Source organism: Roseobacter fucihabitans (genome assembly GCF_014337925.2).
Lineage (GTDB): Bacteria > Pseudomonadota > Alphaproteobacteria > Rhodobacterales > Rhodobacteraceae > Roseobacter > Roseobacter fucihabitans.
Map to the genome: position 1 here is coordinate 4134881 of NZ_CP143423.1, position 20677 is coordinate 4155557.

Here is a 20677-nt window from a genome sequence, read left to right on the forward strand (position 1 = left end):
CATGCGTCGCGCGATGACGTCCGCAAGAGATATATCGCACGTCGTCAAAAAGCACCTGACAATCAGGTACAACAAAGAAACCCAAAGGCTTTTCCTCTTTTGAAAACGGGAGTGCTGAGGGTTATAAAACTGGGAGAAAGAAATGAGTCTACTTAGAAACCTCGCGTTTGCGGGTGCCATGATGGCGGGGAGCGTCGCTTCCGCTCAAGAACAGTTCATCACGATCGGAACGGGCGGTCAGACCGGCGTTTATTTCGTGGTGGGTCAATCCATCTGCCGCTTAGTCAACCGCGGCACGGCCGATCATAATCTGAAATGCACAGCACCGTCGACGGGTGGTTCCATCGCAAACATCAATGCGATCAAGGCCGGTGACATGGACATGGGCGTCGCGCAATCGGATTGGCAATTTCACGCCTATAACGGCACGTCGGAATTCGAAGGCAACAAGTTCGATAAAGCGCGCGCGGTGTTTTCCGTGCACGGCGAACCCTTTACGGTGATCGCGCGGGCGGATGCGGGCATCACATCCTTCGCGGACCTCAAGGGCAAGCGCGTCAACATCGGCAATCCGGGCTCCGGGCAATTCGCCACCATGCAGGTCGTCATGGGCGCATTGGGGTGGACGATGGACGATTTTGCGCTGGCCTCAGAATTGAAGCCAGCCGAACAAGCCGCAGCCCTGGGTGACAACAAGGTCGATGCGATCATCTACACTGTGGGCCACCCGAACGGATCGATCCAGGAGGCGGTATCAACAGTTGATGCCGTTCTGATCCCCGTGACCGGTGCCGAGATCGACAAGCTGATTGCGGATAACCCCTATTACGCGGGCGCTTCCATTCCCGGCGGCATGTATGAAGGCACACCCGCGGACACCAACACCTTTGGCGTCAAAGCAACCTTTGTGACCTCTTCGGATGTCGATGACGATGTCGTCTATCAGGTGGTCAAAGCGGTTTTTGACAACTTCGATCGGTTCAAGCGTCTGCATCCAGCGTTTGAAAACCTGACCGAAGAAAGCATGATCAAGGACGGTCTCTCCGCACCCCTGCACCCCGGTGCAGAGCGCTATTACAAAGAGCGTGGCTGGATGTAATCCGCACAACGTCCTTTTAAAAACGATGTGGCAGGCCGCGCGCTTGCCCCATCACCGATAACAAGACAAGCGCCCGAAAATGGGCCGTCAGGGGGAATTCATGGCCGAAAACACGCAACAAAAAGGGCTTTCGCAAGAAGAACTCGACGCGCTTGTGGCCTCCTCCGACACCGGGGGCCGGGGTGCCACCGGCAAAGTCGGTGTATTCCTGACATGTGTGGCGCTGGCCTGGTCGCTGTTCCAGCTCTGGATTGCCTCGCCCATTCCGTTCATCGTGGGCTGGGGTGTCTTCAATGATACCGAAAGCCGCTCGATCCACCTCGCCTTTGCTCTTTTCCTCGCCTTTGCCGCCTTCCCTGCGGCGCGCACGAAATTCCAGGTCGGTCTGGGCATTGTTGTGCCTGTGGTGCTTGCCTTTCTCTTCATGACCGGTGCCAAAGACGGGACCGCCACATGGTGGATCCCGCTCATCGCGCTGGCGGTTGTGGGCGCTGTGTTGCTCGGCTCGCCAAAGGACCGTATCCCCGTTTGGGAATGGGCGCTGGCCATCGTCGGGGCCATCGCAGCCCTTTATCTCTATGTTTATTACCGCGATATTTCTGGACGGGTCGGCGCGCCGATCACGCAGGATTTCGTAGTCGCCGTCATTGGCATCATGCTGCTGTTAGAAGCCACGCGCCGCGCCCTGGGTCCGGCCCTGATGATCGTAGCGTCGATGTTCCTGGTCTACACGGTGCTCGGGCCGAACATGCCCAGCATTATTGCCCACAAGGGCAACAGCCTCTCCGAAATCGTGAACCACCAGTGGATCACTACAGAGGGCGTGTTTGGCATCGCCCTTGGCGTCTCCACCGGCTTCGTCTTCCTCTTCGTGCTCTTCGGATCGCTCCTAGACCGCGCAGGCGCGGGCAATTATTTCATCCAGGTCGCATTCAGCCTGATGGGTCACATGAAAGGCGGACCGGCCAAAGCCGCCGTTGTCTCCTCCGCGATGACCGGCCTGATCTCTGGCTCCTCCATCGCCAATGTGGTGACCACCGGGACCTTCACGATCCCGCTGATGAAAAAGGTCGGGTTCAGCTCTGAAAAGGCGGGCGCCGTAGAGGTGGCCTCCTCCGTCAACGGCCAGATCATGCCCCCCGTGATGGGGGCTGCGGCCTTCCTGATGGTCGAATATGTCGGCATCCCCTATTTTGACGTGGTCAAACACGCTTTCCTGCCTGCGGTGATTTCATATATCGCGCTGGTCTACATCGTGCATCTCGAAGCCCTGAAGGCGGGCATGGAAGGCCTGCCCCGCGCCTATACCCCCAAACCTATCGTGCAACGTCTGGTCGGGATCGCCTTTACCATCGCCGCGATCTGCGCAATTTCATTCGCGGTCTATTACGGCATGGGCTGGATCCGTCCAGCCTTCCCGGAAACGGCGGGCTATATCATCTTTGTCTTCCTGACCGCGGTTTATGTCGGGCTGCTCTATATCTCCTCAAAAGAAGAGCCGCTTGAACTGGACGACCCGAACGCACCCGTCACCGCCCTGCCCCTGCCGGGCCCGACAATCCGGTCCGGTCTGCATTTCATCCTGCCCGTCGTTGTGCTGGTCTGGGCGCTGATGGTAGATCGCTTGTCCCCCGGTCTCTCGGCCTTCTGGGCGACGACCTATATGGTGTTCATCCTCGTCACCCAACGCCCCCTGACCGCGATGATGCGCGGCGAAGGCCGCTTGGGACGTGCCATCAAACAGGGCGGTCTCGATTTGATCGATGGGCTGGAAACCGGCGCACGTAACATGATCGGGATCGGCATCGCCACGGCAACCGCCGGGATCATCGTGGGTGCGGTCAGCCAGACCGGCGTGGGTTCCGCCCTTGCCGATGTGGTCGAAGTGCTCTCTGGCGGCAATATCCTCGCCATCCTGCTGCTAACGGCTGTGCTCTCGCTGATCCTTGGCATGGGCCTGCCGACAACTGCGAATTACATCGTGGTTTCGGCTTTGCTCGCACCCGTAATCGTGACGCTGGGCCAACAAAACGGTCTCATTGTGCCTTTGATCGCGGTACACCTCTTTGTGTTCTACTTCGGGATCATGGCGGATGTGACGCCCCCGGTGGGGCTGGCAAGTTTCGCCGCTGCTGCCGTCTCTGGCGGTGATCCGATCAAGACCGGGGTGGTGGCGTTTTTCTACTCCCTGCGCACCGCCGCTTTGCCGTTCCTGTTCATCTTCAACACGGAACTGCTGCTGATTGATGTCACATGGGTGCAGGGCATATTCGTCTTCATTGTCGCAACCATCGCCATGTTGCTCTTCGCCGCAGCGACACAAGGCTGGTTTCTGGCACGTAACCGCATCTATGAAACACTCGCACTTCTGCTGATTGCTTTCACCCTGTTCCGTCCCGGTTTCTGGATGGACATGGTCTCACCACCCTATGCCGAAGAGCAGCCAACCGAGATCGCGGCAGCAGCCTTGGCCACACCGGTCGGCGAAGATTTGCGGCTGCGCGTCGCCGGGGTCAACGATCTGGGTGATCCGATCGAATTTGTCGCCGTGCTCGGTATCGAGGAAGGTGCCACAGGAGAGGAACGCCTCGAAAATGCGGGCTTGATGTTCCGCACAGAGGGCGAAACACTGATCATCGATGACGTCGCATTCGGCTCTGCGGGGGAAACGGCGGGGCTCGATTGGGATCAGGAAGTCCTGCGTGTCCTGCGCCCGGTTGGCCAGCCGAGCAAGTATCTGATGTTCATCCCGGCGCTGCTGCTCTTGGGGCTCATCGTCTTCCTGCAAAGAGGGCGCGCCGCCCGGATTGCAACCAAACCTGCCTGAAAAACCCATTCAACAGGCCATTCCCTATGGGCGTGGCCTGTTCATGACCCGGCGGGGGCTAATTGCAGAGATGGCTCAAAAGCGACATCCCTTCAAAACACGCGCTTTTCTTTTCAGAATCAGGCAGGCGGCTTTTACTTAGCGCTTGCATATCGTGATTTCACTTCGATCATACAGAACTAATTCATTAATATTATTACCTTTTAATTCTCACCCTGGATAGGGCCGGTTGTTTTGCCACCGCTGGAAACACTCCGTAGGGAATATTTTCATGCGCTCAGATCGCCCAGAAAATAGCCATTTATATCCGAAATCCAGTTCAGAATGTCGTTTTCAAGCGTTTTCACTTGCTGACACAATCAAAGGCTGTGCCTTTTGAGCCGGAACAATGCCCCGGTTTGAAACGTTAGAGGCTAACAGCAACAACCCCTCGCGGCTTAAAGACGGAGCGAACGCATCACATCTGTCCCAGGCAAGATGAAATCGAGATGACACGGAAAACAAGATCGCACGTTCAAACCGTATCTGACAATTGCGGCACCCTCACCACGCCCCGAACGAAACGGCGACCAAAAACCGGCGAAATGGCACCAAATTTACCAGACCAGAAAGACATTGCATGACCCATCTAAAGAACCACCACTTTATTCTAGCGACCGATTTGGATGGTACGTTCTTGGGCGGTGACGGCAAGGATCGCGCGCGTCTCTATGACTGGATCCGCAGCCATCGACAGGATGTTGGGTTAATTTTTGTGACGGGGCGCGACCCCGATTTCATCACGGAACTTTGCCAAGATGACGACATCCCCTGGCCCGATTACGTGGTAGGGGATGTCGGCACAACAATTGCCCGTGTGGACGCCACACAGGTCATCCGGCCGATCCCGGCGCTCGAAACCGCGATCCGTGAGGCCTGGGGGAATCTTGGCCCGCGTCTGCGCGCGGCACTGGAAGGACACCCCGGGCTGAGGATGCAGAACACGGACTTTCGCTACCGCATCAGCTATGACATGGACCCCGGCACTTTTGATGACAGCGCCGTCACATTGGTGGAACAAATGGGCGCGGATGCCCTGATTTCTGACAACCGCTTCTTTGATGTATTGCCGCGCGGGATCAGCAAGGGGCCATCTTTACGGAAGCTGCTGGCCCATCTGGACGTCCCCGAAACACGGGTTCTTGCGGCAGGGGATACGTTGAACGACCAGTCCCTGTTGGTTGCGGGCACCCCGGCTGTGGCCGTGGGCGGGTCGGAAAAGGCCCTGCTTGAACGTCTGCCCGAAACCGACCGGATACATCGCGCAACGGGCGTGGGGGCCGCCGGGATCATCGAAGCCATCGCGCATTTCGCCCTTCATCCAAACATCAAGGAGGCCTGAGCCATGCCATCAGATCTGGTCATTGTCTATCACCGCCAACCCTATGAAGAGGTCGAGGTAAACGGCAAAATAGAGTTCCGCGAAAACAAGAGCCCCAACGGAATCGTTCCCACGCTCAAGAGCTTTTTTGGAACGGCGGACCATGGGGCCTGGATCGCCTGGAAACTGGCCGATGATCCATCAAACCCCGATTTCGAACGCGTCGTCGAGATTAACGATGCCTATGGCAGCTACACGGTGTCCCGCTTGCCCCTGACCAAAGAGCAGGTCAGCAGTTTTTATCACGTCTCCTCCAAGGAAGCGTTCTGGCCCATTCTGCACAGTTTCAAGGATAAATATAACTACGACCCCGTGGATTGGCCGACGTTCCGCGAGGTGAACTGGGCATTTGCCGAAGCCGCCGCGCGTGAGGCCAGCAAGGGTGCGCGTGTCTGGATTCATGACTATAATCTATGGCTGGTGCCGGGGTATCTGCGCCAATTGCGGTCGGACGTGACGATATCGTTTTTCCACCATACGCCCTTTCCCGGCGCGGATATGTTCAACGTCCTGCCCTGGCGTCGGGAGATCGTCGAGAGCCTGCTGGCTTGCGATGTCATCGGTTTTCATATCCCGCGCTATGCGGCGAATTTCGTCTCGGTCGCGCGCAGCCTGCATGATGTGAGCGTGCTGGAACGCATGCCGGTGGATCCAAGCCTGATCTCTGAGGGGACCGCGTTAAGTGAACGAAACGCGCCCACCCGGATCGTCTATCAGGGCAATGAAATCGGGATCAGCTCATCTGCCGTCGGCGTTGCGGTGGATTTCATCGAAGCCCGCGCCAATGACCCCGCCGTTCAAGCCCGCGCCAAAACGATTCGGACCGACCTCAAGGACGCCAAGCTCATCGTTTCGGTCGGACGCACCGATTACACCAAGGGCGGCGTTGAGCAGCTCGAGAGTTTTGAGCGCGTGCTGGAGGCCAACCCGGCCCTGCGCGGCAAGGTCTGCCTGATGCATGTCTCCGTCAGCGCCAATCGAAACATGACCGCCTATGAGGACGTGCAGGCGGGCCTTGAAGAAACCGCCGGACGGATCAACGGGCGCTATGGGACCCTGGGCTGGCAACCGATCACGCTGATCTCACGTGCGATCCCCTTTGATGATCTGATCCAATATTATCTGGCGGCGGATGTGGCCTGGATCACACCGCTTGCGGATGGGATGAACCTGGTGTGCAAGGAATTTGTCGCCGCGCGCACGGATTGTGATGGGGTGCTGGTCCTGTCCGAATTTGCCGGCGCTGCCGTGGAGATGAGTTCCGCCGTCATCACCAATCCGTTTTCGTATCGCTCGATGGACCTCGCGATCGTTCAGGCCTTGGAAATGGAACCGCAAGAGCGTCAGGAACGCATGAAAGCGCTGCGCCAGATGGTCCGGCGGTTCTCCGTGGAGCATTGGGGACAAACGCAGGAGGCTGCGTTCAAACAGGCCTCCGCGTACCGCAAATCAAAGCCCTAAGGCAACCCCAACGCGCGCTTCTTGTCAGCGGCCCATTTCATGATGACCAGATCGAAAGTCAGCGCCATCAGCGATACGCAGATACCGAGGACAAAGTTCTTGCCCATATCGGTTCCCGCAAGCGTGCGCTGCAACTCTTGTCCCAAATCCTGTGTGCCGATGAAAGCGGCGATGATCACCATGAAGAACGCAAACATGATCGCCTGGTTGAACCCGATGGCCATGGTTGGCAGGGCCAGCGGCAATTGCACGTTCCAGAGCTTTTGGAACCGTGTCGCCCCAGCCATGTCAGCGGCCTCGGTCATTTCCGGCGGGACGGTGCGCAGCCCCTCGATGGTATAGCGCACCAGCGGCACCATGGCGAAGATCAGGATCGAGAAGATCACCGCAATATCCGTGATGCCAAACAACATGATCGCCGGGATCAAATAGACGAAGCTTGGGAAAGTTTGTGCCGTGTCGCAAATCAACAGCACGCGCTTGGCCCATTTTTCGGAACGTGCCGCGATGATGGCAAGGGGCAAGCCGATAAGGGCTGCCAGCGTCACCGCCGAAATCACCGAATAAAGCGTGATGATCGCACGATCCCACCAGCCCGACAACGCCACCAGCGCAAAGAACAGCGCGCCCAACAGGGCCTGCTTGCGACCCGCGAGTGCAAGCGCAAAGGCGGCGATGAGCAGGATCACGGCAGGCGTCGGGATCGAGAGCATGAAATTGCGGAACGGGATCAGGATTTGCACATTCAGAAAGCCCCGCAGGAATCCTGTTGTCGCTTTGACCCATTCAATGTCGAGAAAGCCCTTGATCAGCGTGTCAAGCTCGCGACCCTGGCTGAAATCCTGCCCGCGTCCGATTTCCGCCGCAATCGGCATGACCAGCGACAACAGTGTGAAGCCGACAAATAACACCACACCCAGAACCAGCATCTGATGCCTTTTCCACAACGGCGTGCCGCGTTCGAAATGTTCGGGTTGTTTCACCACCCAGGCCTTTGACATCCTGTCCAGCATGACGGCCAGCAATACGATGGTCACGCCGATCTCAAAGGAGCGGCCCAGCTTAAAACTACCCATCATCGCCAGCAGTTTGGCCCCAAGCCCCGGCATCCCGATAAACGCCGTCAAAACAACCATCGCCAGACAAAGCATGATCACCTGGTTGACGCCAACCAGAATCTCGGTCCGCGCCGAGGGCAGGTAGACATGCCGCAGCATTTGGAACTTGCTGCACCCGCTCATTTGGCCCGCTTCGACGACCTCAGGCGAGACTTTTTGCAGCCCAAGCGAGGTCATGAGAATCATCGGGGGAATGGCATAAATCGTCGTAGCCACGGCACCCGCCGTCGGGCCCACCTTGAAAAAGATCACAGCAGGAAGAAGATAAGTGAAGAAAGGCAAGGTTTGCAGCACCGACAGAACGGGTTTGATCACCCGATCGACCCAGGCGTATTTCCACGCTGCAATGCCCACTGACAGACCGATCACAAAGGCCAGCGGCGCAGCAATCGCCAGCACCGACATGGTTTGCATCGCGATCTCCCACTGACCAATGAGCGCGGTCCACACCATGGTGCCACCACCCAATGCCGCCAGCCGCCAGCCGCCCAGATAATATCCGATCACAGCCGCAACCGCCGCCATCGCAGTCCACGGAATAGGACCCACGAAGGGCCAGCGCCGTTTGCCAAAAAAGATGTTGCCTGAGACATCGAGCAGCCATTCCAGACCTTCGGTCAAGGTACGGGTCAAAACCAAAAGACCGAGATCATCCTTGACGAAATTGAAGATCGTATCGAGCCAAGCCGCGAAGTTCGGAACCGCCGTTTCGGGAAGCCGGTGCACCCACCCCGGCAATAGACCAAGATATTGCACAGCCGTCAGAGCCGCGGCACCTAAGACAAAGGCCAGAGCAATTTGTCCGTTGCTCAGGGGTTTGGGCACTCGTGACAACGTTGACGCTTCGGCGCTCACGCCACCGGCCCCAACAAGATATCAAGCGCCACCTGCCGTGGCATCGCGCCGATTAACGCATCGCCCCGTTTGACAGGGATCATTGAACGCGCATCATTGACCAGCATCCGCGCCATGGAGTGGACTGTCTCGCCGGCATCAATTGGTGTGCCCTCTCCGGATTGCCCGGCTTCGGCCAGAACACCGGCATGCACGACACGTGCCTTATCGATGTCTTCGGTAAACTTGCGGACATATTCGGTGGCCGGATGCAAAACGATCTGATCGGGTGTGTCGCATTGCTCGACCGCGCCGTCTTTCATGATCGCGATTCGATCCGCCAGTCGCAGCGCCTCGTCGAAATCATGGGTGATGAATACGATGGTTTTGTTCAACATCTGCTGGAGGCGCAGGAATTCATCCTGCATTTCACGCCGAATTAGTGGGTCAAGCGCGCTGAACGGTTCGTCCAGAAACCAGATGTCCGGCTCAATTGCAAGGCTGCGCGCAATGCCGACCCGTTGCTGTTGACCCCCCGAAAGTTCGCGCGGGAAATAATCCTCGCGCCCCTCAAGGCCGACCAATTTGACGACTTCAAGCGCGCGTTCCCTCCGGGTGTGCTTGTCCTGTCCGCGCATTTCCAGCGGGAAGGCCACGTTATCCAGAACGGTCCGGTGCGGCAAAAGCCCAAAGGACTGAAAGACCATCCCCATTTTGGAGCGTCGTAATTCGATCAGATCCCTTTCCGGCAGCGACATGATATCCTGGCCTTCGACCATGATCTTGCCACCGGTGATGTCATGCAGGCGGGAGAAACAGCGCACCAAAGTGGATTTGCCGGAACCGGAAAGCCCCATGATGACCAGCATTTCTCCGCTGTGAACGTCTATGGAAACATCCTTCACCCCAGCGATGTAGCCAGCCGCACGGATGTCGTCAAAGCTCATGCCCGATGTCATCGTCTTAAGGAAACTCTGGGGGTCCTTGCCAAATATTTTCCAGACATTCTGACAGGAAATAACGGGTTGCTGGGTTGACATGTCAGTCCTTGCTCTAAAATTCCCCGCCCGGAGGCTCCGGACAGAGTTTTCAGTTTTACAGAGAGAGGTGGATTTACTGAATCCAGCTTTCCCAGACATCTTTGTTGTTTTCCAGCCAGACCTCAGCCGCCTCATCAGGCTCCAGATCCTCAACATCTACTAGGACGGCCATCTCGGCGATCTGCGGGTTGGTGAAGCTGATCTTTTCCAGCACCGCATATGCGCCCGGCCATTTTTCTTGCATCCCATCCCAAGCGGCTTTTTTCATATAGCCGTTTGCGGGGTTGCCACAGTCATAAAGCGCGTCCGGATTTGGCCCCACCGACGGGTCTTTGTCGCAGCCATCTTCCCAGGCTGGAAATTCGACAAATTCACCAGGCCAGACCGCTTCAGCGAAATTAGGGGTCCAGTTGAAAACGACGATAGGACGTTTGTCCGCCTCTGCCGAACCGATCTCAGCCCAAAGCGCTGCGGCTGACCCCGCGTTCACAACGACAAAATCCATGCCCAATGCCTCGACCCGCTCTTGGCCATGCTTCAACCAATCCACGGGGCCATCAAGGTAACGGCCCTTGTCGCCGGTTTCCGCCGTCGCGAAAATCGCAGCGCAATCATTCAGCGCTTTCCAGTCCGGAAGCCCAGGGCAGGCTTCTTTGGTCCACATCGGATACCACCAATCCTCACGCGTCACCGCGTCGTGATCGCCGACATCCACAATACCGCCCTTTTCCTGGGCTGCGCGAAAGGATGCGCCGAAGGCACCTTCCCAGACTTCCATTTCGAGCGTCACATCGCCAAGGCGTACCGATTCGTAGACGGCCTGGCTGTCGGTCGTGACAAATTCCACGTTGTTGCCGCGCATTTCGAGAAGCTGTCCGACGACATTGGACATCACGATCTGGCTGGACCAGTTATGGATCGGAATGACAATCGGATCGCTGCTGTCTTCCGCGAATACGGCAAAAGGCAATGTGGCAAAGACGCCAGCTGTCAAAGCCGTTGTTAGGTATTTCATAAATTATCTCCCTGGTTGTCAGCATCTGTTGAAATGCTCTTTAGTTGTCCCACGTGTTGGGACTGACCTATATACGTCACGCGATTCTGTTTCGTCGCTGTCCGCACTCTTGCACAGTGTCGCATTATTTTCCTCACAATCAAGTTTTTTTCTTGCTGGTATTCTTAGCGAGCAAACTGATTCAGTCATCATGTCGCATTTGATCAAGTCGATGGCGGTTCTCAGGAGGACTTTTGCGCGCTGCTGGAACAAGTATTTCTGGAGAGGATTGAGACCATGCGATATTCAGGATTCAAGGTCATTAAAGAGGCCCTGAGCGGACATAAGGGATGGAAGCCTGCTTGGCGTGATCCAGAACCCCAACCCCACTATGACATCGTGATCATCGGGGGCGGTGGGCATGGGCTGGCCACAGCTTATTACCTTGCCAAGGAGTACAGCCAAAAGCGCATCGCGGTTCTTGAGAAAGGCTGGATTGGCGGCGGCAACGTCGGGCGTAACACCACGATCATCCGCTCCAATTATCTACTCGACGGAAACCAGCCGTTTTATGAGTTCGCTCTGAAACTCTGGGAAGGTCTGGAGCAGGATTTCAACTATAACGCCATGATTTCACAGCGCGGCATCCTGAACCTGATCCACACGGACGCCCAGCGTGATGCCTTCATCCGGCGCGGCAATGCCATGATGTTGCAGGGTTCGGACGCTGAAATGCTGACCACTGAGCAGATCAAGAAGCGCTACCCTTTCCTCAATACCAATGACGCCCGTTTTCCGATCAAGGGCGGGTTGGCCCAGCACCGGGGCGGCACGGTGCGCCATGACGCGGTGGCCTGGGGCTATGCACGCGGCGCGGACAGCCGGGGCGTGGACATTATCCAGAACTGCGAAGTCACCGGTTTCCGCATCGAAAACGGCACCTGCCTTGGCGTTGAAACCTCGCGCGGGTTCATCGGCGCGGGCAAGGTCGGTTGCGCCGTGGCCGGTTCTTCCAGCCGGTTGATGTCGCATGCCGGCATGCGGCTGCCGATGGAAAGCCAGGTTTTGCAGGCCTTCGTTTCCGAAGGGTTGAAACCGGTACTGCCGGGCGTCATCACCTTTGGCGCGGGGCACTTCTATTGCAGCCAGTCCGACAAGGGCGGTCTTGTCTTTGGCGGTGACCTGGACGGTTATAACTCCTATGCGCAACGCGGTAATTTGCCGGTGGTGGAGGACGTCTGCGAAGGCGGTATGGCGATTTTCCCGGCCTTCGGGCGCGCGCGATTATTGCGCATGTGGGGCGGGATCATGGATATGTCGATGGACGGGTCCCCGATCATCGACCGCACCGATATCAACGGGCTCTATTTCAATGGCGGGTGGTGTTACGGCGGTTTCAAGGCGACGCCAGCTTCGGGCCTGTGCTTTGCGCATTTGCTGGCCACGGACGCGCCGCACCCGACCGCAACCGCCTATCGGTTTGACCGGTTTGAAAAAGGCCGGATGATTGACGAAAAAGGGATGGGCAATCAGCCCAATTTGCACTGATGATCATTGACCACCCCCTGCTTGGCCCCCGCGACAGCGCTGAATTCACCTATATGGGTGATGCAAAACTCATCGACCGACCCGATTGGCAATCGGAGACGGCGGCGCGGGATTTCTATGAATACGGCTACCTGCGCGACAATCCGGCAGGCTGGCACGAGGAGTTGTGGTTTCATGAGGCAGGAGACCGTTCCTGGCTGGTCGTGACCCGCAACACACTGACCCATGAAATCCGCAAGGTGGAACTTGCGCGCGATGTTGCACGCAGTCGGGGGCGAAGCGCATGAACCAGATCAACAGACTCTCCGGTGGCCAGATCAACCGCGACAAAAGCCTTCGCTTTTCGTTTGATAACAAACCGTTCAACGGCCACCCCGGCGATACGCTTGCCTCCGCGCTTTTGGCGAACGGTGAGCGGCTCATGGGGCGCTCGTTCAAATATCACCGCCCGCGCGGGGTGCTCAGCGCCGGTTCAGAGGAGCCCAATGCGCTGGTGGAACTGCGCGGCGGAGCCCGCCAGGAACCAAATACGCGCGCCACAACGGTGGAGCTCTTTGACGGGCTGACGGCGCGCAGCCAGAACCGGCTGGGCTCGCTGCGCTTCGATCTTTTGGCGATCAATGACCGGTTGTCCAACTTCCTGACGGCGGGTTTTTATTACAAAACCTTCATGTGGCCCGCCGCGTTCTGGGAAAAGCTCTATGAGCCGATCATCCGGCAGGCGGCAGGTCTCGGATCTCTGTCGCTCGATGCTGATCCAGACGTTTACGACAAAGGCTTCCTGCATTGTGATCTGCTCATCATCGGCGCGGGTCCTGCCGGGCTTGCCGCTGCGCTGACGGCGGGGCGCGCGGGGGCTCAGGTGATCCTCGCGGATGAGGATTTCCGCATGGGCGGGCGGCTCAACAGCGAGACTTTTGTGCTTGGCCATGAAGCCGGTGCGGATTGGGCCGCAAGCGTCGTGGCGGAACTCGCCACTTTGCCCAACGTGCGTCTTATGTCCCGCACGAGCATCATCGGGGCCTTCGATCATGGCATCTATGGCGCCGTCGAGCGGGTCAGCGACCACCAGCACACGCCTGATGCGGGCAAACCGCGCCAGATCCTGTGGCGTATCTATACCAAGCGCACCGTGCTGGGCGCCGGTGCCATTGAGCGTCCAATTGCCTTTGAAAACAATGACCGGCCCGGCATTATGCTGGGGTCCGCCATTCGGACCTATGCCAACCGCTTTGGCGTCGCCGCCGACCGCCGGATCGCGATTTTCACCAATAACGATGACGGTCACCGCACCGCGCGGGACCTCCATGAGCAGGGCGTCAAGATCGCCGCCGTGGTTGACGTGCGCCCCGATGCCCCGCGAAGTGGCGATTACGAGGTCCTGAACGGAGAGATCATCGATACCTCCGGGCGTCTTGGCCTCACCTTCGCCGAAGTGCGGCTTGCCGATGGCAGCACGCGCACGCTTGAATGTGGCGCGCTTGGCATGTCGGGCGGGTGGAACCCGAACGTGCATATGACCTGCCATCAGGGGGGTCGTCCGGTCTGGAGTGAAGACATCGCCGCCTTTGTACCGGGTGGCACCCTGCCGCCGGGGATGGCCGTCGCCGGGGCCGCGCGGGGCGATATGTCCACGGCGGGAGCATTGAAGGGTGGCGCAGAAGCCTCCCGTGCTGCGATGCGCGATCTGGGCTTCAAGACAGGCAAATCCGACCTGCCACAGGCAGAAGATGCACCCGTCGCATTGAAACCGTTTTGGTATGTAGAGGGGTGCAGCCGCGCCTGGCTCGACCAGCAAAACGATGTCACCGTCAAGGACGTCCGGCTCAGCCATCAGGAGGGCTTCCGCTCGGTCGAGCACCTCAAGCGCTATACTACATTGGGCATGGCGACGGATCAGGGCAAGACCTCCAACATGGGCGGGCTTGCGATCATGGCCGAACTGGCTGGAAAGACCATCCCCGAGGTCGGCACCACGATGTTCCGTCCCCCCTATACGCCCACTGCAATTGGCGTGCTTGCGGGGCGTCACCGGGGACAGGATTTCCACCCCAAACGCCTCACCCCGTCCCATAAATGGGCCGAGGAACAGGGCGCCACTTTTGTCGAAGTCGGCAACTGGCTGCGTGCGCAATGGTTCCCGCGACCCGGTGAAACAACCTGGCGGCAAAGCGTGGACCGCGAAGTGCTGGCAGTGCGTAATTCCGTCGGCGTCTGTGATGTTACGACATTGGGCAAGATCGACGTACAAGGTGTCGATGCGGCGGTGTTTTTGAACAAAATCTATTGCAATGGTTTTGCCAAACTCGCGGTCGGCAAGACACGTTATGGTCTGATGCTGCGCGAGGATGGCATCGCGATGGATGATGGCACAGCAGGACGGCTGGCGGAGGATCATTTTGTGGTCACAACGACCACCGCCAACGCCCTGCCCGTCTATCGCCACATGGAATTTATCCGCCAGTGCCTGTTCCCCGATATGGACGTGCAGCTGATTTCGACAACCGAAGCCTGGGCGCAATACGCCGTTGCTGGCCCGAACGCCCGCGCTTTGTTGCAAAAGATCGTGGACCCCGAAACGGACATGTCCAACGATGGATTTCCCTTCATGGCCTGCGCGAATATCACCGTCTGTGGCGGTCTGCGCGCACGGCTGTTCCGGATCTCTTTCAGTGGCGAACTTGCCTATGAAATTGCCGTTCCTGCGGCCTATGGTGATGCGCTGATGCGGCGCATCATGGAAGTGGGTGCAGAATTTGACGTGACGCCCTATGGTACGGAGGCGCTTGGCGTCTTGCGTATTGAGAAAGGTCACGCGGCCGGTAACGAACTCAATGGCACCACGAGCGCACAGAACCTCGGGATGGGGCGCATGGTCAGCAAGGCCAAGGACAGCATCGGTTCGATCCTTTCCGAACGTGAGGGTCTGAATGCTTCTGGCGATCTGCGGCTGGTCGGGATCAAACCCTTCGACCCCGCAGACCCGGTGCCTGCGGGCGGACATCTGATGAATGCGGACGGGCCGGTAGATGCCGCGCATGATCAGGGCTACGCCACTTCGGCCTGCTTCTCTCCGAACCTTGGTCACGCCATTGCGCTGGCTTTTGTCAAAGACGGCGATACGCGTATGGGCGAGCGGATGCGGCTGGTCAGCCCGCTGACAGAGGTCAGCGTCGAGGTCGAAATCACCAGCGCCCATTTCATTGATCCACAGGGAGACCGGTTGCGTGCATGATCTGAAACCCATCACGGCCCTTGGCGGGGTTGAACCCCGCGTAGATGCCTTCGATCACATCACCATTTCCGAGAACGACGGGCTCGCGCTCGCCTCCGTCGCCGCGCGCATGGGGCATGAGGAAATCTGCCACGCCGCGTTGATAAAACTGCTTGGCGCAGTGCCGGGTCCGGGCAAGGCGCAATTGCACGACCCGGAGGCCGGTTTCTGGATGGGGCCGGAGCAATGGATGATCAGCGCGCCGCGCGCGACCCATGAGCTCTTGGCTGATCTGCTCAAGGCCTTGCTCGGGGATGCGGCATCGGTCACCGAACAATCCGGTGCCTGGGCTTGTTTTGACATCACCGGTCCCGCAATGGCGGATCTATGCGAGCGGATCTGCGCCGTTCCGATCCGCCAGATGCAAGCGGGTGATGCACAGCGTACCGTTATCCACCAATTGGGGTGTTTCGTCATCCGGCACCAAGCGGAAGATCATATCCGCATACTGGGTCCGCGCGCCTCCGCAGGAACGCTGCACCACGCTTTGCTCACCGCTGCCAAATCCGTGGCCCCGAGCGTTTAAGCGTTCATCGGGGGTGCCACATGTCTCTTTGGGTGCTGAAACCAATAGGTTCCGGGCATCCGAGGGCGGTTCAGGGTGAAATGCGTTTGTTTTATGCAGGTGGTACGATTGAATTATCGCGTACCCGGAAGTGGTTGACCTTCCGCCGGTCCTCCTTGGGGTGAATCCCGAAGACCTCCACATAGTTTTTGCACAGCGTCGAAGACGTCGAATAGCCAACAGCTACTGCGATTTCTGTAAGCGTATCCTTGCTATAGAGTAACAATTGGCGCGCCTTATGCATCCGAAGCGCGCGGTAATAACCAAGCGGCGTATTCCCGGTGGTTTTTTGGAACATCCGTTCGAGTTGGCGCCCCGACACGCCGATCATCTGCGCCACATCAGCGACATTTATCGGATCATCAATGTTCTGCGCGAAAATCTCCACCGCCTGCCGTACGACCGGGGGCAACATGTCACTTGTACTTTCGGTTGCAAAGGTCGGCTTGCGCTGGATCACACCCGGCCCCCTGACCAAAGGGTGTTGGAACCAGCAGGCAACTTCGGTTGCCACGTCGGCGCCTAATGTCTCTTCGATCAAATGTAACGACAGATCAAACGCCGCCGCCGCACCCGAAGCTGTCAAACGACGCCGGTCCAGCATGATGACGTCTTCCGTGGTCTCAAGCTGCGGGAACGCGCTGGCGAACGCCGCCTCGTAACACCAATGCACCGAGGCGACATGCCCCTCCAAGAGACCTGCCCGCGCCAATGGGAAAACACCGCCGCTGATCGCCCCCATGACGACCCCGTGGCGCGCCAATTTCCGCAGCACACCATCGGAGGGAACGGGACGCTCAAACTTCGACGACGGACCGCTCAATAAAAACAATTGATCCAAACCATCGCAGTCTTCCAGCGCCAAATCAGCCTCAAACCCAACGTTTGCACTTGCCTGGACGCGCGCGCCCTTCTCAGAAATCAACCGCCATCCAAAAGCCTCTTGGCCCGAAATCTCATTGGCCGCGCGCAAAGGCTCGATCATCGACGTCAGGCAGGCCATGGGAAAGCCCGGAAAGATGAGAAAACCGATTTGAGTTGTTTCATTACGCGTCATAAAAATATCCTAACAGGAAACAAATATGATAGACTAGTAGTGATCGAACGGATTTTACGGACACGCCACTTGCGTGCCCCGGTCAAAGCGATAATTCAGAACACTACAACAGATGGATATGACAATGGCCGCGACGATCCTGCAACAAGACCCCCACAGCCTGCGCGAGAGCCGTGAGAATATTCTGGAGATCGCGATCGGTCGTGAAGTCCGGGCGTTTCGGCGCAAACAGGAAATCACCGTGGCCGATCTTTCTGCGGCGACGGGGCTGTCCATCGGCATGCTCTCCAAGATCGAGAATGGCAATACGTCGCCGTCGCTCACAACATTGCAAACCCTCGCCAATGCGCTCTCCGTTCCGCTCACCGCCTTCTTTCGCGGGTTTGAGGAATCCCGCATGGCTGTGCACACCAAGGCAGGCGAAGGCGTGGAACAGGAGCGAGAAGGCACCCGTTCCAACCATCAATACAACCTGCTGGGGCATCTGGGGGCGAATGCGAGTGGCGTCATCGTCGAACCCTATCTGATCACGCTGTCGGATGAAGCAGACGTATTCCCGACATTTCAGCACGCCGGGATCGAGATGATTTACATGCTCGAGGGTGAGGTTGATTATCGCCACGGTAACAACGTGTACCCGATGAAACCTGGTGACACGCTGTTTTTTGATGCGGATGCGCCGCATGGGCCGGATGTTCTTGTGAAACTGCCCGCGCGCTATCTCTCGGTGATCAGCTACCCGCAGAAAAGCTGAGCTACTTCTGGAGCGCGGGCTCTGTGTCCAGGTCCGGCCAGATGCCCGGCGACGTCAGCAAGCCATCATCAAATGCAGCCAGATAGTCCAGCATCATCGGACGATTGTCGATGAACCCCTTATAGGTCGCCAGTTCATCGGGCAAATCCCGGATCACGCGGTGCAGGCGACGACCCCATTTCGGGACGCTCATCAGATCCTGAAAACTGCACAGATAACAGCGAATCGGGAAGACCAGCGCATTGGACCGCGGCAGGCGGAAAAACGTCTGCAACTCCACCCGCAAATGCTGCTTGGCACCGAGGTTTTCAGGCGTCAGCGTGGTCTTTTGAATGCCCCATTTGTGATAATTCTCGGGCGATGTATCCAGCAGCGGATTGACCGTCATGGTCCAGTTCAACCGCCGCGCAGGCGCACCTTGCTGGATGTTCAGCAGGAATTTGAGCGCACGTACGAAGATACCCTTTTCATGCGCCAAAGGCACGGGCGCGTGCCATTCAAAGAAATTCATGCCGATGTCGAAATCAAGGCTCCAATCGGCTTGCGTTGTGATCATACCCGCGTCCATCCACAGGTTGTCATCACGTTGATCCAATACGGCATAATCACCCTGCGCCTGCCGTGTGATATATTCCATCGGACCGTAAGGCAGCGTCGTTTCATCCAGAAAGGTGAAACTGTGGTCAATACCCAGCGGCCTGTTGATCCAGCGCCATTTATCGCCGTCACGGTGCAGTTCAAAAAGGTCCGGGTAATCCTCGGATTTGGACACCATGATCAATTCGAGCAGGTCCCATCCCGCCAGCGTCATATGCGGCAGGGACTGGCACCGCAGCGGATCATCGGCCAGCACCATTGCCCGATCGCGCATTTCGGAGACGTAATGTTCATCCACATCGAAGCGTTTTTCATAGACCGAATCAACCGGACCGCCACGATGTTGTTCCATGTTGACCGAATACATATAGCTGTCTTCGTGGAACGGAAACGGGAAGCGTTTGATCGCGCGCTCCGAGTTGAAGAACGAATAATCGTCGCGAAAGGTTTCATCGTTGAATTGTAGGGTCATGGTGCCTCTCTATCGGTCCAGCACGAGGGTCTTGCCCTCAAATCTCGATACGCAGGGCATGATTTTTTCGCCACTGTCGTGTTCTGCATCATCCAGCCAGTGATCGCGGTGGATGAAATTCCCGGCGTAATCGATCACGGATGTTTCGCATTGACCGCAAGCCCCGCCGCGACAGAGGTATGGTGCGTCCACGCCCTCCCGCTCCATCGCTTCCAGCAGGCTTTCCTGTTCGCCGACCTGAATGACCTTATTGCTTACGGCCAGTTTGACCTCGAAAGGTTTACCCGGTTTCGGGGCCAGGAATTCTTCATAGTGGATCGCCTCGCGCGGCCAACCATCGGCCTGGGCAGTGTTGCGTACCCATTCGATCATGCCCTTGGGGCCGCAGACATAGACATGCGTGCCAAGCGGCTGCCCTTCAAGAAGGTCAGCCAAATTAATCCTTTGGTCCTGATCATCATAATAAATACGCGTTTCATTCGGATGATGCGCGCGTAATTCATCGCCGTAAGTGCCAAGCGCCGGCGTACGGCAGGCGTAATGCAATTCCCAATGCCCGTTGAACCGCTCGAGCTGCTTGATCTGCGCCATAAACGGCGTGATCCCGATGCCCCCGGCCACAAACAGATGTTTCTTGGCGCGCAGGTCGAGCGAGAACAGGTTGACCGGGTAGGAGATCACCATCTCATCGCCAAGCGCCACACGGGTATGCATGAACAGCGACCCGCCCCGCCCTTCATCGTCGCGGCGCACCGAGATGGTATAGGCGGTTTGGTCCATCGGGTCGGACATCAGCGAGTAGGGGTTGAGCCGGGTGATGTCGCCGTCTTGCATTTCGACAACCGTATGCGCCCCCCCGGAAAACGTGGGCAGCAAACCACCGTCCACGCGCTCGAATTTGAACCGCGTCACCAGGTCGTTCAACGGCACAATCTCGGTGACTTTGACGGCAATCTTTTCCGCACCGCTCATTCGTATATCCCCTTTGATGCTGGAACGTTGCCGGGGTCTTCGGCATCGATACAAACCGCCTGATAGGCGGCCAGACGGCGCGAATAATGATCCCGCACAAAGAGGTTCAACCCACAATGGCTGCATTGAAACGGGTCGATTTCCACATCTTCGGTGATGCCCTTGCAATGGACGCATTGCATCCGCCGGGCTGTGCTGCCGCGATGTTCGGTTTGAATTGCCGTATGCGGAATACCGGCATCTGTGGCGGCCAGCTGTGCCTGCCCCATGAGCCCTTCGGTCCCGGCCAGATAGACCTGCAAACCCATCTTAGCGTCCTTCAACATCCGGTGCAGGCGCGCTTCAGCGGCGGCAAAGGAGGGTCCCGCGTAGAAGGACGCCGGGTTCAAGGCGCGCAGTTTATCTCCAAAACCTTCGCCTTTGGGGAGATAGATGATATGCCCTTTTGCCATGATTTCCGGCGTGGCGACATCGAGTATGGCCTCTGCGCCGTGGGCATCCGCAACAAAAAGATGCGCAGACCCCGCGCGCGGTGCCAGCGTGCCATAGACCGGGCGGCTTCTGATACTTTCGGGAAAGGTGAACTTCGACATGTCGGTCCCTTTGAGTAGAGCAAGGGCGCAGATCGAAACCTGCGCCCAGGAG

Annotated in this window: 16 protein-coding genes; 9 read left to right on the forward strand and 7 right to left on the reverse strand. The window is 57.8% G+C overall.

The genetic code is table 11. The annotated features are described in order from the left end of the window. Positions 1–142: 142 nt before the first annotated feature. The 4 genes from ROLI_RS20285 (at position 143) to ggpS (ending at position 6807) form a co-directional block, all read left to right on the forward strand. Positions 143–1099, forward strand: a complete 957-nt coding sequence (locus tag ROLI_RS20285; protein ID WP_187430794.1) for a TAXI family TRAP transporter solute-binding subunit — start codon at positions 143–145, stop codon at positions 1097–1099. A 100-nt stretch (positions 1100–1199) separates the two neighbouring features. Continuing rightward, a complete protein-coding gene (locus ROLI_RS20290; RefSeq protein ID WP_187430833.1) occupies positions 1200–3926 on the forward strand; it encodes a TRAP transporter permease in 2727 nt (908 codons plus the stop codon). 619 nt (positions 3927–4545) lie between these two features. Continuing rightward, entirely contained in the window at positions 4546–5307 is a 762-nt protein-coding gene (locus ROLI_RS20295) for an HAD family hydrolase (RefSeq protein WP_187430795.1), read from the forward strand. 3 nt (positions 5308–5310) lie between these two features. Further along, positions 5311–6807, forward strand: a complete 1497-nt coding sequence (gene ggpS / locus ROLI_RS20300) for a glucosylglycerol-phosphate synthase (RefSeq protein ID WP_187430796.1) — start codon at positions 5311–5313, stop codon at positions 6805–6807. Here the strand turns inward: ggpS and ROLI_RS20305 are convergent. The 3 genes from ROLI_RS20305 to ROLI_RS20315 all read right to left on the reverse strand — a co-directional run bounded on the left by ROLI_RS20305 (position 6804) and on the right by ROLI_RS20315 (position 10814). Continuing rightward, a complete protein-coding gene (locus ROLI_RS20305; protein ID WP_316247463.1) occupies positions 6804–8750 on the reverse strand; it encodes an ABC transporter permease subunit in 1947 nt (648 codons plus the stop codon). The genes ggpS and ROLI_RS20305 overlap by 4 nt on opposite strands. A 26-nt stretch (positions 8751–8776) precedes the next feature. Continuing rightward, positions 8777–9799 carry a glycine betaine/L-proline ABC transporter ATP-binding protein gene (locus tag ROLI_RS20310; RefSeq protein WP_187430798.1) on the reverse strand — a complete coding sequence of 341 codons (1023 nt, stop codon included), beginning with the start codon at positions 9797–9799 and terminating at the stop codon, positions 8777–8779. A gap of 73 nt (positions 9800–9872) precedes the next feature. Continuing rightward, positions 9873–10814 (reverse strand): ABC transporter substrate-binding protein, encoded by a 942-nt coding sequence (locus tag ROLI_RS20315; protein ID WP_187430799.1) that lies wholly within the window; start codon positions 10812–10814, stop codon positions 9873–9875. 276 nt (positions 10815–11090) lie between these two features. Between ROLI_RS20315 and ROLI_RS20320 the strand changes: the two genes are divergently transcribed. Genes ROLI_RS20320 through ROLI_RS20335 form a run of 4 tightly spaced genes read left to right on the forward strand, consistent with a single transcriptional unit; the run spans position 11091 to position 16141 of the window. Next, positions 11091–12341, forward strand: coding sequence for a sarcosine oxidase subunit beta family protein (locus tag ROLI_RS20320; protein WP_187430800.1), 1251 nt, complete (start codon positions 11091–11093; stop codon positions 12339–12341). Continuing rightward, the gene (locus ROLI_RS20325) at positions 12341–12628 is read left to right on the forward strand and encodes a sarcosine oxidase subunit delta (protein ID WP_187430801.1); all 288 of its coding nucleotides are present in this window, start codon (positions 12341–12343) and stop codon (positions 12626–12628) included. The genes ROLI_RS20320 and ROLI_RS20325 overlap by 1 nt, the downstream gene beginning before the upstream one ends. Beyond that, positions 12625–15576: a sarcosine oxidase subunit alpha family protein gene (locus ROLI_RS20330; protein ID WP_187430802.1), complete on the forward strand. Its 2952-nt coding sequence runs from the start codon at positions 12625–12627 to the stop codon at positions 15574–15576. Before ROLI_RS20325 ends, ROLI_RS20330 begins: the two co-directional genes overlap by 4 nt. After that, positions 15569–16141: a sarcosine oxidase subunit gamma gene (locus ROLI_RS20335; protein ID WP_187430803.1), complete on the forward strand. Its 573-nt coding sequence runs from the start codon at positions 15569–15571 to the stop codon at positions 16139–16141. The genes ROLI_RS20330 and ROLI_RS20335 overlap by 8 nt, the downstream gene beginning before the upstream one ends. Positions 16142–16232: 91 nt before the next feature. On the opposite strand, the gene ROLI_RS20340 is transcribed toward ROLI_RS20335, so the two are convergent. Further along, positions 16233–17237 (reverse strand): GlxA family transcriptional regulator, encoded by a 1005-nt coding sequence (locus ROLI_RS20340; protein ID WP_187430804.1) that lies wholly within the window; start codon positions 17235–17237, stop codon positions 16233–16235. A 124-nt stretch (positions 17238–17361) separates the two neighbouring features. Here ROLI_RS20340 and ROLI_RS20345 point away from each other — a divergent pair, with 124 nt between their 5' ends. Beyond that, a complete protein-coding gene (locus ROLI_RS20345) occupies positions 17362–17991 on the forward strand; it encodes an XRE family transcriptional regulator (RefSeq protein ID WP_187430834.1) in 630 nt (209 codons plus the stop codon). 1 nt (position 17992) lies between these two features. Here ROLI_RS20345 and ROLI_RS20350 read toward each other — a convergent pair whose 3' ends face one another. From ROLI_RS20350 to ROLI_RS20360, 3 genes are read right to left on the reverse strand one after another with little or no spacing between them, the layout of a single operon-like run. Further along, positions 17993–19060 carry a DUF3445 domain-containing protein gene (locus ROLI_RS20350; protein WP_187430805.1) on the reverse strand — a complete coding sequence of 356 codons (1068 nt, stop codon included), beginning with the start codon at positions 19058–19060 and terminating at the stop codon, positions 17993–17995. 9 nt (positions 19061–19069) lie between these two features. After that, positions 19070–20032, reverse strand: coding sequence for a PDR/VanB family oxidoreductase (locus ROLI_RS20355; RefSeq protein ID WP_187430806.1), 963 nt, complete (start codon positions 20030–20032; stop codon positions 19070–19072). After that, positions 20029–20625 (reverse strand): dimethylamine monooxygenase subunit DmmA family protein, encoded by a 597-nt coding sequence (locus ROLI_RS20360; RefSeq protein ID WP_187430807.1) that lies wholly within the window; start codon positions 20623–20625, stop codon positions 20029–20031. The genes ROLI_RS20355 and ROLI_RS20360 overlap by 4 nt, the downstream gene beginning before the upstream one ends. Positions 20626–20677: the final 52 nt, after the last annotated feature.

Coding starts and splice junctions, on each gene's coding strand:
- ROLI_RS20285 (WP_187430794.1), top strand. CDS start 143: ATGAGTCTACTTAGAAACCTCGCGTTTGCGGGTGCCATGATGGCGGGG.
- ROLI_RS20290 (WP_187430833.1), top strand. CDS start 1,200: ATGGCCGAAAACACGCAACAAAAAGGGCTTTCGCAAGAAGAACTCGAC.
- ROLI_RS20295 (WP_187430795.1), top strand. CDS start 4,546: ATGACCCATCTAAAGAACCACCACTTTATTCTAGCGACCGATTTGGAT.
- ggpS (WP_187430796.1), top strand. CDS start 5,311: ATGCCATCAGATCTGGTCATTGTCTATCACCGCCAACCCTATGAAGAG.
- ROLI_RS20310 (WP_187430798.1), bottom strand. CDS start 9,799: ATGTCAACCCAGCAACCCGTTATTTCCTGTCAGAATGTCTGGAAAATA.
- ROLI_RS20315 (WP_187430799.1), bottom strand. CDS start 10,814: ATGAAATACCTAACAACGGCTTTGACAGCTGGCGTCTTTGCCACATTG.
- ROLI_RS20320 (WP_187430800.1), top strand. CDS start 11,091: ATGCGATATTCAGGATTCAAGGTCATTAAAGAGGCCCTGAGCGGACAT.
- ROLI_RS20325 (WP_187430801.1), top strand. CDS start 12,341: ATGATCATTGACCACCCCCTGCTTGGCCCCCGCGACAGCGCTGAATTC.
- ROLI_RS20330 (WP_187430802.1), top strand. CDS start 12,625: ATGAACCAGATCAACAGACTCTCCGGTGGCCAGATCAACCGCGACAAA.
- ROLI_RS20340 (WP_187430804.1), bottom strand. CDS start 17,237: ATGACGCGTAATGAAACAACTCAAATCGGTTTTCTCATCTTTCCGGGC.
- ROLI_RS20345 (WP_187430834.1), top strand. CDS start 17,362: ATGGCCGCGACGATCCTGCAACAAGACCCCCACAGCCTGCGCGAGAGC.
- ROLI_RS20350 (WP_187430805.1), bottom strand. CDS start 19,060: ATGACCCTACAATTCAACGATGAAACCTTTCGCGACGATTATTCGTTC.
- ROLI_RS20355 (WP_187430806.1), bottom strand. CDS start 20,032: ATGAGCGGTGCGGAAAAGATTGCCGTCAAAGTCACCGAGATTGTGCCG.
- ROLI_RS20360 (WP_187430807.1), bottom strand. CDS start 20,625: ATGTCGAAGTTCACCTTTCCCGAAAGTATCAGAAGCCGCCCGGTCTAT.